Source organism: Pseudomonas sp. S12(2018) (genome assembly GCF_024355235.1).
Classification (GTDB): domain Bacteria; phylum Pseudomonadota; class Gammaproteobacteria; order Pseudomonadales; family Pseudomonadaceae; genus Aquipseudomonas; species Aquipseudomonas palmensis.
Window position 1 is genome coordinate 123315 of sequence record NZ_QLAD01000003.1, and the last position, 12510, is coordinate 135824.

Below are 12510 nucleotides of genomic sequence, written 5' to 3' on the forward strand. Positions count from 1 at the left end.
CCTTCAAGCGGGTTTCGGGGCGAGTCGTTCGAACAGCGCCTCCACTGTAGTAAAGCGTTCATCGGCGCGTTCCATGGGCACCATGAACTTGAACATCGTCGCGCCTTCGAACTTGTAGCGCTTGGGCTGGCCCTGGATCAGCTTGATCAGCACCAGCGGGTCGACCGGGGTCTCGGCCTCGAATTCCACCCGTCCGCCTTGCGGGCCGGCGTCGACCTTCTTGATGCCCAGCTTCTCGGCCTGCAGCTTGAGCAGGGTCAGGCGCACCAGGTTCTTGGTCGGCTCGGGCAGCAGCCCGAAACGGTCGATCATCTCCACCTGCAGATCCTTCAGGCCATCTTCGTCCACCGCCGAGGCGATGCGCTTGTACAGGATCAGGCGCGCATGCACGTCGGGCAGGTAGTCCTCGGGGATCAGTGCCGGTACGCGCAGGTTGATCTCCGGGCCGCCGCCCAGGGGCTGGTCGAGGTTGGGCTGGGTGCCCTTGCGAATCGCCTTGACGGCGCGTTCGAGCATTTCCATGTAGAGGGTGAAGCCCACCGCCTGGATCTGCCCGCTCTGGCCTTCGCCCAGCAGTTCGCCGGCGCCGCGGATCTCCAGGTCGTTGGTGGCCAGCACGAAGCCTGCGCCCAGGTCCTGGGTATTGGCGATGGCCTCCAGGCGCTTTTCGGCGTCGGGGGTGATCTGCTGGCGTGGGGGCGTCAGCAGGTAGGCATACGCCTGATGGTGGCTGCGCCCCACGCGGCCGCGCAACTGGTGCAACTGGGCCAGACCGAACTTGTCGGCACGCTCGATGATGATGGTGTTGGCGCTGGGCACGTCGATGCCGGTCTCGATGATGGTCGAGGCGATCAGCACGTTGAAACGCTTGTGGTAGAAGTCGCTCATCACCTGTTCGAGTTCGCGTTCGCGCATCTGCCCGTGGCCGATACCGATGCGCGCCTCGGGTACCAGCTCGGCGAGGTCGGCGGCGCACTTCTCGATGCTCTTCACGTCGTTGTGCAGGTAGTACACCTGGCCGCCACGCAGCAGTTCGCGCAGCAGCGCCTCCTTGATGGTGCTCTTGTTCTGCTCCATCACGAAGGTGCGCACCGACAGCCGGCGTGCCGGCGGGGTGGCGATGATCGACAGATCGCGCATGCCCGCCACCGCCATGTTCAGCGTGCGCGGGATCGGCGTGGCGGTCAGGGTCAGGATGTCGACTTCGCTGCGCAGCGCCTTGAGCTGCTCTTTCTGGCGCACGCCGAACCGGTGTTCCTCGTCGATGATGACCAGGCCCAGGTCCTTGAACTTGACGTCGTCCTGCAGCAGCTTGTGGGTGCCGATGACGATGTCGATCTTGCCTTCGGCAAGGTCCGCCACGGCGGCACCGACTTCCTTGGCCGACTTGAAGCGGCTCATCACTTCGACGGTTACCGGCCAGTCGGCAAAGCGGTCGCGGAAGCTGTTGTAGTGCTGCTGGGCGAGCAGGGTGGTGGGCACCAGGATCGCGACCTGGCGCCCGCCGTGCACGGCGATGAAGGCGGCGCGCATGGCCACTTCGGTCTTGCCGAAGCCGACATCGCCGCACACCAGGCGGTCCATCGGCTTGGCGGCGAGCATGTCCTCGCGTACCGCTTCGATGGCCGACTGCTGGTCCGGGGTTTCCTCGAACGGGAAGCCGGCACTGAAGGTGGCGTAGTCTACCGACGGGTCGGCAAACGCATAGCCCTTGCGCGCGGCGCGCCGGGCATAGATGTCGAGCAGCTCGGCAGCCACGTCGCGCACTTGTTCGGCCGCCTTGCGCTTGGCCTTCTGCCAGGTCTCGGAGCCCAGACGGTGCAGCGGTGCCAGCGCATCGTCGCTGCCGGTGTAGCGCGCGATCAGGTGCAGGTTGGCCACCGGCACATACAGCTTGGCGCCTTCGGCGTATTCAAGGGTGAGAAACTCGGCGGCCTGGCCGTCGATCTCCAGTGTCGCCAGGCCCAGGTAGCGGCCCACGCCATGGTCGATATGCACCACCGGGGCGCCTTCGCGCAGCTCGGTAAGGTTCTTGATCACCGCGTCGTTGTTGACGTCGCTGCGCTTCTCGCGGCGCCGCCGCTGCATCACGCGCTGGCCGAACAGCGGGCTCTCGGCAACCAGCGCCAGGGCCGGATCGTCCAGCAGCAGGCCGTCGTCCAGTGGTGCGATGGTGATTGCCAGGCGCTGCTTGCTGGCGACGAACTCGTGCCAGCCATCGACGGTTTGCGGGCGCAGTTTCAGGCGTTCGAGCAGTTCCAGCAGCACTTCGCGGCGCCCGGCCGATTCGGCGGTGAACAGCACGCGGCCGGGGAATTGCTCGAGAAACCCCGACAGCGCCGCCAGGGGCTGGTTGGCCTTGGCTTCGATGGCGAGGTTGGGCAGCGTCTGCGCGGCAAAGCGCTCGCGGCCGGGGCCGGCGTCGATGTCGTCCTGGCTGACCACCACCCGTGGCCAGCCCTTGAGCCGGGCGAAGCAGTCTTCCACCGGCATGAACAGCTCGGCAGGCGGCAGCAGAGGGCGGTTAGGGTCGATGCGCCGCTCTTCATAGCGGTTGCGTACATCGCTCCAGAAGTGCTCGGCGGCCTGTTCCACGCCGGGCAGGGAGAACACCTGGGTGTTTTCCGGCAGGTAGTCGAACAGGGTCGAGGTTTCCTCGAAAAACAGCGGCAGGTAGTACTCGATGCCGGCCGGCACGATACCGCTGCTCAGGTCCTGGAAGATCGGGCTGCGGCGAAAGTCCACGTCGAAGCGTTCGCGAAAACGCGCTTTGAAGCGGGTGACTTCGTCTTTTTGCAGCGGGAACTCGCGGGCCGGCAGCAGGCGTACCGAGTCGACCTTGTCGATCGAGCGCTGGCTCTCCGGGTCGAAGGTGCGCAGGGTCTCGATCTCGTCATCGAACAGGTCGATGCGGTACGGCAGCTTGCTGCCCATCGGGAACAGGTCGATCAGGGCACCGCGCACGGCGAACTCGCCATGCTCGTACACGGTGTCGACGCAGCGGTAGCCGCTGGCCTCCAGGCGCGTGCGCATCTGTTCCACATCCAGCTTCTGGCCGATGTCCAGCACCAGGCTGCTGCCCAGCAGAAAGCGCGTGGGCGCCAGGCGGTGCAGTGCGGTGGTGATCGGCACCACGAGGATGCCGTGGTCCAGCTCCGGCAACCGGTACAGGCTGGCGATCCGCTGCGAAATGATGTCCTGGTGCGGCGAGAACAGGTCGTAGGGCAGGGTTTCCCAGTCGGGGAACGGCAGCACGGCCAGTTCCGGGGCGAAGAAACGCAGCTCCTGCTCCAGCCGGTCGGCGCTCTGGCTGTCGGCGGTCAGCAGCAGGGTGAAGCGCTTCGCGGCGCTGGCGGCCTCGGCGATGGCCAGGCTCAGGGCGGCACCGGGCAGGTTGCCCCAGGTGTGTTTGCCGGCGCTGGCCGGCAGGTGAGGTAGACGCAGAACAGGCACGGGAGGTCGAGCTCCAAGCGTTGCGACAAAACGCCGATTGTACCGGGCGCGGGGCATTGCTGTCAGGTTTCAGCCGCCTGAATGTGGGGCCCGGATCATGCCGTGCGGCGCCGGCGACAGGCGCTCATTGCTCGAAGCGACGCGGGGCGTCATAATGTAGCCCCTTTTTTCTGTCCCTACATGTGGAAGGTTCCCGTGACTCAGAAGCCCGACCAGTGTCTTGGTGAGTGGATCGATCGTGAAGCGCTTGCAGAAGCGATGATCCCGCTTATCGGTCAGCTCTACCGCAATAACAATGTGGTGAGCTCGATCTATGGCCGTAGCCTGATCAACCGTTCGGTGATCGCGATCCTCAAAGCCCACCGCTTTGCCCGTCATCGCCAGACCGACGAAACCGAACTGTCTGTCCACGAGACATTCCCGCTGCTCAAGGCCATGAGCGAGCTCAAGCTGGGCGCCGCTTCGGTCGACCTGGGCAAGCTGGCCAACAAGTTCAAGCAAGAAGGCAACGGCCGCAGCGCCGAGCAGTTCGTGCGTGAAGAAATGGCCGACGTGGTTGGCCAGCAGAACGCCTCCGCACGCAAGGGCACCGACGTGGTCCTGTACGGCTTCGGTCGTATCGGCCGTCTGCTGGCGCGTATCCTGATCGAGAAGACCGGTGGTGGCGACGGCCTGCGCCTGCGTGCCATCGTTGTGCGCAAGGGCGCCGAGAACGACCTGATCAAGCGCGCCAGCCTGCTGCGTCGCGACTCGGTGCACGGTCCGTTCGATGGCACCATCACCATCGACGAAGAAAACAACACCATCACCGCCAACGGCAACCTGATCCAGGTTATCTACGCGAAGAACCCGAGCGAAGTCGACTATACCCAGTACGGTATCGAGAACGCCCTGGTGGTCGACAACACCGGCGTCTGGCGCGATGCCGACGGCCTGGGCCAGCACCTGGCCTGCCCGGGTGCCGCACGCGTTATCCTCACCGCACCGGGCAAGGGCGCGCTGAAGAACATCGTGCACGGCATCAACCACGCCGACATCAGCCCTGATGACAAGATCATCTCGGCGGCTTCCTGCACCACCAACGCCATCGTGCCGGTGCTCAAGGCAGTCAACGACAAGTTCGGCATCGTCAACGGTCACGTCGAAACCGTTCACTCGTACACCAACGACCAGAACCTGATCGACAACTTCCACAAGGGCAGCCGCCGTGGTCGTTCCGCTGCGCTGAACATGGTCATCACCGAGACCGGCGCCGCCACTGCCGCCGCCAAGGCGCTGCCAGTGCTCAAGGGCAAGCTGACCGGTAACGCGATCCGCGTTCCGACGCCGAACGTCTCGATGGCGATCCTGAACCTGAACCTGGAAAAGGCCACCAGCCGCGACGAGATCAACGAGTACCTGCGCCAGATGGCCATGCACTCGGACCTGCACAAGCAGATCGACTTCGTCAGCTCGCAGGAAGTGGTTTCCAGCGACTTCGTCGGCTCGCGTCACGCCGGTGTGGTCGATGCCGAGGCCACCATCTGCAACGACAACCGCGTTGTACTGTACGTTTGGTACGACAACGAGTTCGGTTACAGCTGTCAGGTAGTGCGCGTGATGGAAGACATGGCCGGGGTCAACCCGCCAGCGTTCCCACGCTAAGCATTACGTTGCGTTGAAAGAACGGGAGCCTGCGGGTTCCCGTTTTTTTTGGCTTCAGAAAAGGAGGCGTCGTGTGAAAAAGGGATGGGCTGCGCTGCCTGCCTTGGTGGCATTGCTGGCCGGTTGCGAGCACAGGGATTCGATCGAGCGCATCAGTGGCCCGACCATGGGCAGCAGCTACACCGTGCAGTACGTGCGCAAGGCCGGCGGCCCGACGCCTGGGCAGGTGCAGCAGGAGGTCGAGGCGATCCTGCAGGGCATCGACCAGCGCTTCTCCACCTACCGCAGCGATTCACTGGTGGGGCAGTTCAACCAGTTGCCCGCCAACCGCTGCCAGGCGATGCCGGCCGACGTGCTGCAGCTTGTGCGGGTAGGTGAGCAGCTCTCGCGCCAGAGTGACGGGGCCTTCGATCTCACGGTGGAGCCGCTGCTCGACCTGTGGGGCTTCGGGCCCCAGGCGCGTGAAGAGAAGGTGCCCGATGCCCGGCGGCTGGCGCAGGTGCGCGAGCGGGTGGGGTATACCCACTTGCGTATCGATGGCCAGCAACTGTGCAAGGACGCTGGCGTCGAGGTCGACTTCAACAGCATCGCCGCCGGGCATGCGGTCGACCTGATCGTGGCACGGATGCAAGCCCTGGGGGTCCAAAGCTTTCTGGTGGAAGCTACCGGTGAGCTCAAGGCAATTGGGCGCAAGCCCGATGGCAGTGCCTGGCGCATTGCACTCGAACTGCCGCGTGACGATCTGCAGATAGCCCAACAGGTGTTGCCGCTGGAGGGGTACGGGGTGTCCACGTCGGGTGACTACCGCAATTATTTCGAGGAGAATGGCCAGCGTTATTCGCATACCTTCGATGCGCGCCTGGGCACCCCGGTGGCCCATGCGTTGGCGGCGGTGACGGTGCTGGCGCCCACTGCGCTGATGGCTGACGGGTACTCGACCCTGTTGCTGATCCTGGGCCCGGAGCAGGGTTGGCGCTTCGCGGTCGAGCATCGGATTGCGGCAGTGTTCGTGAATCGGGTCGAGGGTGGATTCGTTTCCCGGGCCACGCCAGCATTCAACAGCATTGCGGGGAAATGAAAGGCTTCGCCAGCAAGGCGGCCTACATGTAGTGCAGAGAAAAATAGCCTACGACGCGACCAAGGGTTAATGTGCGCGGCGTTCAAGCTTGATTAGACTGCACCCGAATTTTTGCATGGCGCCGATGGCGGCATGATGTAGCCCCGGAGGTCAATCTGGCGTCCGGGCCTGTTCTGAAGGAGTACGCATGGCTGTCTACAACTACGACGTAGTGGTGCTGGGTTCCGGCCCGGCAGGAGAAGGGGCGGCAATGAACGCCGCCAAAGCAGGACGCAAGGTAGCGATGGTCGATAGCCGTCGCCAGGTCGGCGGTAACTGCACCCATCTGGGCACCATCCCGTCCAAGGCCCTGCGTCACTCGGTGCGCCAGATCATGCAGTTCAACACCAACCCGATGTTCCGGGCCATCGGTGAGCCGCGCTGGTTCTCCTTCCCCGACGTGCTCAAAAGCGCCGAGAAGGTCATCTCCAAGCAGGTCGCCTCGCGCACTGGCTACTACGCCCGCAACCGCGTTGACGTGTTCTTCGGCACCGGCAGCTTCGCCGACGAGCAGACCATCGAAGTGGTCTGCGCCAACGGTGTGGTCGAGAAGCTGGTAGCCAAGCACATCATCATCGCCACCGGCTCGCGCCCGTATCGCCCGGCCGATATCGATTTCCATCACCCGCGCATCTACGATAGCGACACCATCCTGAGCCTGGGCCACACCCCGCGCAAACTGATCGTGTACGGCGCCGGCGTGATCGGCTGCGAGTACGCCTCGATCTTCAGCGGCCTGGGTGTGCTGGTGGAACTGGTGGACAACCGCGGCCAGTTGCTGAGCTTCCTGGACTCGGAAATCTCCCAGGCCCTGAGCTATCACTTCAGCAACAACAACATCACCGTGCGCCACAACGAAGAGTACGAGCGCGTCGAAGGCCTGGACAACGGTGTGATCCTGCACCTGAAGTCGGGCAAGAAGATCAAGGCCGACGCCTTGCTGTGGTGCAACGGGCGTACCGGCAACACCGACCGCCTGGGCCTGGAAAACATCGGCGTGAAGGTCAACAGCCGTGGCCAGATCGAAGTGGACGAGGCCTACCGCACCTGCGTGCCGAACATCTATGGTGCCGGTGACGTGATCGGCTGGCCAAGCCTGGCCAGTGCCGCCCACGACCAGGGCCGCTCGGCCGCCGGCAGCATCGTCGACAATGGCAGCTGGCGCTTCGTCAACGACGTGCCGACCGGCATCTACACCATTCCGGAGATCAGCTCGATCGGCAAGAACGAGCAGGAGCTGACCCAGGCCAAGGTGCCGTACGAAGTGGGCAAGGCGTTCTTCAAGGGCATGGCCCGGGCGCAGATCGCCGGCGAGCCGCAAGGCATGCTCAAGATCCTGTTCCACCGCGAGACGCTGCAGATCCTCGGCGTGCACTGCTTCGGCTACCAGGCCTCGGAGATCGTGCACATCGGTCAGGCGATCATGGGCCAGCCGGGCGAGCAGAACACGTTGAAGTACTTCGTCAACACCACCTTCAACTACCCGACCATGGCCGAAGCCTATCGGGTTGCCGCCTACGACGGTCTCAACCGGCTTTTTTGAGCGGCTCCGGCCGGTGGCCTGAGCCGGCCGGGGAGACCGATTTCAGCGATTCTCGAGGGTGGCGCTGGCCAAACCGGGAAAGTCTGTAATCAGGCTGTCTACGCCGAAGTCGGCGAGTCGGAGCATCAGCGCCGGCTCGTTGACTGTCCACACCGACACATGCAACCCCTGACGCTGGGCCTTGGCCAGGCGCTCGGGGGTGCAGTGCGTCCAGTTCAGCGCCAGCAGTTCGCAACCGTAGTTCTGCGCGACCTTCAACGGGTCGAGCCAGGTGTATTCCGCGACCAGCCCGCGGGACACGTCCGGGGTCAGCTCCAGGGCGGCGCCCAGCACCTCCCGCGAGCTTGAGGTGATGGTGACCTTGTCCAGCAGGCCGAAGCGCTGGGCCATTTCGCGAATCGCCAGCACCGTGGTGGCAGCGCGGGTGCGCGAGGCACTCTTGACCTCCAGCTGCCAGTGGTCGAAATCACATTTCTCGAACAGCTCTTCCAGGCGTGGAATCGGGCAGGGGTTGACCCAGCCCGGGCCGCCCTTGCGCGCATCGTAGGTCACCAGGTCGGCGGCGCTGTGCTCCACCACCTTGCCGCCACGGCCGGTGGTGCGCTTGAGGCTGGGGTCATGAATGACCATCAGCTCGTTGTCGGAGGACAGGTGCAGGTCCAGCTCGCAACGGCGAACGCCGTGGCTCAGGCATTGCTGGAAACTGGTCAGGGTATTCTCGGGGGCTTCGCCCTTGGCGCCGCGGTGGCCGTAAATCAGGGTCACGTTCGTTCCTTCAAGCAAGACGGAAAATCAGGAGGCAGGCGGGGTGTTCTGTTCCAGTGCCTGGCGGCGTTGCAGTGCCTGTTTCTGCAGGATATAGCGCGCCAGCAACTGGCGCTGGGCGTCGGTCATCTCGACGAATTCGGCGCCGATGTCGAACAGGCCATCAGCGGCCTTGTCGCAGTGGGTCACCTTGGCCCGCAGCAGCAGGCCCAGGGCCTGGGGCATCAGCACCATCTTCACCGAGACGCGGCTGCCGGCGGTGATGGCCTGGGCCTGGTGCACCTCGACGCCACCTTCGGAGAGAGTCACCGGGCGCGCCTCGCCGATCTGCCCCAGCAGGGTTTGCGCAACCACGGCGCTGAGCAGGTCGATGCGTTTGTTCTGGGCCTTGAGAAAGGCTGCCAGGGTGCGGTCCTTGTCACTGAGCTGGCGCAGCAGGTGCTGGGACTCGAACTCGCTCAGGTGCAGTTCGCTGAGCAGGTTGAAGAGTGGTGAAGCATCTTGCAACAACTCGCCGCCCAAGGCCTCGGCGGCGCTCAGAGGGGTAATTTCCAGTGCGATCCTGTCCTCGATACGGTAGTATTCGCGGCGATCTTCTTCATCTAATGTCGACATGGCGAACCCATGGTAGCGGCGGTGGTCTGAGTGTAAAGCTGCTATTCAAGCCCCGCCACAAGGACGTTCCTCTTTCCTCCGAACAAGCCCCGACATGTTCAGACCTCTTTTCGTATTTATCGGTACGCGTTACACCCGTGCCAAACGTCGCAATCACTTCGTCTCGTTCATTTCGCTGACCTCGATGATCGGCCTCGCCCTGGGCGTGGTGGTGATGATCGTGGTGCTGTCGGTGATGAATGGCTTCGATCATGAAATGCGTACCCGCGTATTGGGCATGGTGCCCCATGCCACCCTCGAGACCGGACAGCCGATCAGCGACTGGCCAGCCCTTGCCGATACAGTAAAGCAGAACCCGGCGGTGCTGGCGGTGGCGCCGTTCACCCAGATGCAGGGCCTGCTGACCCATGACGGCAAGGTACAGAAGGTGCTGCTCAACGGTATTGACCCGGCGCAAGAGCGCAAGGTGTCGATCATCGACGACTTCGTGCGCGAGGGTAAGCTCGACGCGCTGGCGCCGGGCAGCTTCGGCATCATGATCGGCGACAAGGCCGCAGCCAAGCTGGGCGTGGGCATCGGCGACAAGCTGACCTTCGTCGCCCCCGAGGTTACCGTGACCCCGGCCGGCATGTTCCCGCGCATGAAGCGCTTCACCGTGGTCGGCATCTTCCACGTGGGCGCCGGCGAGATCGACGGCTACCTTGGCCTGACCAACCTGTCGGACCTGTCGCGCCTGCACCGCTGGAAGGCCGACCAGGTGCAGGGCCTGCGCCTGAAGTTCGACGACCTGTTCCAGGCACCCCGCGAGGCCTGGAACATCGCCCAGAAGCTGGGCGAGCACGAGTTCTACGCCCGTGACTGGACCCGCAGCCACGGCAACCTGTACCAGGCCATCCGCATGGAAAAAGCCATGATCGGCCTGCTGTTGCTGCTGATTGTCGCGGTGGCGGCGTTCAACATCATTTCCACCCTGGTGATGGTGGTCAACGACAAGAAGGGCGACATCGCCATCTTGCGCACGCTGGGCTCCACGCCGGGTCAGATCATGGCCATCTTCATGGTGCAGGGCACCGTGATCGGCGTGGTCGGCACCCTGATCGGCGCCGTGGTCGGCATCGCCGCCGCGCTCAACGTGAGTGCAGCGATTGCCGGCCTCGAGCGGTTGATGGGGCACAAGTTCCTCAACGCCGACGTGTACTTCATCGACTACCTGCCGTCCCAGGTCATGGCCGAAGACGTGTGGATGGTCTGCGGTGCGGCGCTGGTCCTGAGTTTCCTCGCCACCCTGTATCCGGCCTGGCGTGCGGCGCGCACCCAGCCTGCGGAGGCGCTACGTTATGAGTGAGTTGGGCATGAGTGATAAAGCAGTGCTGAGTTGCCGCAACCTGGGCAAGTCCTACGAGGAAGGCCCGGAGTCGGTGCAAGTGTTGTCGGGCCTGCAGCTGGAGCTGCACCCGGGTGAGCGTGTGGCGATCGTCGGCAGTTCAGGGTCGGGCAAGAGTACCTTGCTCAACCTGCTGGGTGGCCTCGATACCCCGACCCAGGGCAGCGTATGGCTGGCCGGTGAAGAGCTGTCGGCGCTGGGCGAGCGTGCACGTGGCCTGCTGCGCAATCGCGCACTGGGCTTCGTCTACCAGTTCCACCACCTGCTGCCGGAGTTCACCGCGCTGGAGAACGTGTGCATGCCGCTGCTGATCGGCCGCACGCCGATCCCCGAGGCGCGCGAACGTGCCGAGGCGCTGCTCACGCGTGTCGGCCTGGGCCATCGCCTGACGCACAAGCCATCCGAGCTGTCCGGCGGCGAGCGTCAGCGCGTGGCGATTGCCCGGGCGCTGGTCAACCGGCCCGGGCTGGTGATGCTCGACGAGCCTACCGGCAACCTCGACCACCACACCGCACAGGGCATCCAGGACCTGATGCAGGAGCTGAGCAGCTCCTCGCAGACTGCGTTCCTGGTGGTGACCCACGACCTCAACCTGGCGCGGCAGATGGACCGTGTGCTGCGCCTGGAAGACGGGCGTCTGGTTTCGATCTGACCTGGCAGTACAGGTGGCCCGCCGTGCATGGCGGGCCCCTTGTCTCTTTTCTTTACCTGGGTGCTTCAGTTCATGTTCAGACCCTTGTCAATTTTCATCGGTGCGCGTTACACCCGTGCCAAGCGCCGCAACCACTTCATCTCGTTCATCTCGATGACCTCGATGATCGGCCTGTCCCTGGGCGTGCTGGCGATGATCGTGGTGCTGTCGGTGATGAACGGCTTCCAGCGTGAAATGAGTGCGCGGATCCTGGGCATGGTGCCGCATGCCGCCGTGCTGGGCGCCCAGCCGCTGGACAACTGGCAGGCGGTGGCCGATGCCGCGTTGAAGAACCCCGAAGTGCTGGCCGCTGCGCCGCTGACCGAGATGGAAGGCATGCTCTCCTACAAGGGCGCGATGCAGCCGATCCAGATCAGCGGCATCGACCCTGCGCAGGAAGGCAAGGTCTCGATCGTGGCCGACCACATCGTTCAGGGCCGACTCGACGACCTCAAGCCGGGCGAGTTCGGCGTGGTGGTAGGCGAGATGACGGCGCGTCGGTTTGGCCTCAGGGTCGGTGACAAGCTGACCCTGATCGTGCCCGAGGTGAGCACCGCGCCCGGCGGCATCACCCCGCGCATGCAGCGCCTCAACGTGGTCGGCGTGTTCAAGGTGGGCGCCGAGCTGGATGGCTCCATGGGCCTGATCCACATGGCCGATGCGGCGAGCATGCAGCGCTGGGCGCCGAACCAGGTGCAGGGCGTGCGGCTCAAGGTCAAGGACCTGTATGCCGCGCCGCAGGTGTCCAGGGCGATAGTGGGCGAACTGGGCGAGCAGTACCGCGCGGATGACTGGACCCACACCCAGGGCAGCCTGTTCAGTGCCATGAAGATGGAAAAGACCATGATCGGCCTGTTGCTGATGATGATCATTGCGGTGGCGGCGTTCAACATCATCGCCACCCTGATCATGGTGGTGAACGACAAGGGCGCGGACATTGCCATCCTGCGTACCATCGGCGCGACGCCGGCGCAGATAATGGGCACGTTCATGGTGCAGGGCAGCCTGATCGGTGTGGTGGGCACCTTGATCGGTGGTGTGCTCGGCGTGATCGCGGCGCTCAATGTGAGCCAGATCGTCGGCTGGCTGGAGCGGGTCAGCGGGCAGCATATCTTTACCTCGGACGTGTACTTCATCAGTACGCTGCCATCGGAACTGCAATGGGGCGATGTGGCGCTGATCTGCACGGCGGGGTTGGTGATGAGCTTTCTGGCCACCCTGTATCCGGCGTGGCGTGCTTCGCAGGTCGAGCCGGCGTACGCCTTGCGGTACGAGTGATGCCACCGCTCTTGTAGGAG

Annotated in this window: 9 protein-coding genes; 6 read left to right on the forward strand and 3 right to left on the reverse strand. The window is 64.2% G+C overall.

Translation table 11 applies throughout. From position 1 onward, the window contains the following. Positions 1-3: 3 nt before the first annotated feature. Complete coding sequence (gene mfd, locus DN388_RS07745; RefSeq protein ID WP_043864558.1) at positions 4-3453, reverse strand: transcription-repair coupling factor; 3450 nt, start codon at positions 3451-3453, stop codon at positions 4-6. 180 nt (positions 3454-3633) lie between these two features. Here mfd and DN388_RS07750 point away from each other — a divergent pair, with 180 nt between their 5' ends. From DN388_RS07750 to sthA, 3 genes are all read left to right on the forward strand, one after another. Next, positions 3634-5097, forward strand: coding sequence for a glyceraldehyde-3-phosphate dehydrogenase (locus DN388_RS07750; protein WP_043864557.1), 1464 nt, complete (start codon positions 3634-3636; stop codon positions 5095-5097). Positions 5098-5263: 166 nt separating this feature from the next. Continuing rightward, positions 5264-6175 (forward strand): FAD:protein FMN transferase, encoded by a 912-nt coding sequence (locus DN388_RS07755; protein ID WP_254999523.1) that lies wholly within the window; start codon positions 5264-5266, stop codon positions 6173-6175. Positions 6176-6362: 187 nt separating this feature from the next. Next, positions 6363-7757, forward strand: coding sequence for a Si-specific NAD(P)(+) transhydrogenase (gene sthA / locus DN388_RS07760; protein WP_043864555.1), 1395 nt, complete (start codon positions 6363-6365; stop codon positions 7755-7757). A gap of 42 nt (positions 7758-7799) precedes the next feature. On the opposite strand, the gene DN388_RS07765 is transcribed toward sthA, so the two are convergent. Together DN388_RS07765 and DN388_RS07770 are read right to left on the reverse strand one after the other, a co-directional pair. Further along, entirely contained in the window at positions 7800-8522 is a 723-nt protein-coding gene (locus DN388_RS07765; protein ID WP_043864554.1) for a glycerophosphodiester phosphodiesterase, read from the reverse strand. A gap of 27 nt (positions 8523-8549) precedes the next feature. Next, the gene (locus DN388_RS07770) at positions 8550-9137 is read right to left on the reverse strand and encodes a PilZ domain-containing protein (protein ID WP_043864553.1); all 588 of its coding nucleotides are present in this window, start codon (positions 9135-9137) and stop codon (positions 8550-8552) included. A 94-nt stretch (positions 9138-9231) separates the two neighbouring features. Between DN388_RS07770 and DN388_RS07775 the strand changes: the two genes are divergently transcribed. From DN388_RS07775 to DN388_RS07785, 3 genes are all read left to right on the forward strand, one after another. After that, the gene (locus tag DN388_RS07775; RefSeq protein WP_054916186.1) at positions 9232-10482 is read left to right on the forward strand and encodes a lipoprotein-releasing ABC transporter permease subunit; all 1251 of its coding nucleotides are present in this window, start codon (positions 9232-9234) and stop codon (positions 10480-10482) included. Between the two features lie 7 nt (positions 10483-10489). Further along, complete coding sequence (lolD, locus tag DN388_RS07780) at positions 10490-11173, forward strand: lipoprotein-releasing ABC transporter ATP-binding protein LolD (RefSeq protein ID WP_173925058.1); 684 nt, start codon at positions 10490-10492, stop codon at positions 11171-11173. Positions 11174-11245: 72 nt separating this feature from the next. Then, positions 11246-12490, forward strand: a complete 1245-nt coding sequence (locus DN388_RS07785; RefSeq protein WP_043864660.1) for a lipoprotein-releasing ABC transporter permease subunit — start codon at positions 11246-11248, stop codon at positions 12488-12490. Positions 12491-12510 lie beyond the last annotated feature (20 nt).

Coding starts and splice junctions, on each gene's coding strand:
- DN388_RS07750 (WP_043864557.1), top strand. CDS start 3,634: ATGTGGAAGGTTCCCGTGACTCAGAAGCCCGACCAGTGTCTTGGTGAG.
- DN388_RS07755 (WP_254999523.1), top strand. CDS start 5,264: ATGGGCAGCAGCTACACCGTGCAGTACGTGCGCAAGGCCGGCGGCCCG.
- sthA (WP_043864555.1), top strand. CDS start 6,363: ATGGCTGTCTACAACTACGACGTAGTGGTGCTGGGTTCCGGCCCGGCA.
- DN388_RS07770 (WP_043864553.1), bottom strand. CDS start 9,137: ATGTCGACATTAGATGAAGAAGATCGCCGCGAATACTACCGTATCGAG.
- DN388_RS07775 (WP_054916186.1), top strand. CDS start 9,232: ATGTTCAGACCTCTTTTCGTATTTATCGGTACGCGTTACACCCGTGCC.
- lolD (WP_173925058.1), top strand. CDS start 10,490: ATGAGTGATAAAGCAGTGCTGAGTTGCCGCAACCTGGGCAAGTCCTAC.
- DN388_RS07785 (WP_043864660.1), top strand. CDS start 11,246: ATGTTCAGACCCTTGTCAATTTTCATCGGTGCGCGTTACACCCGTGCC.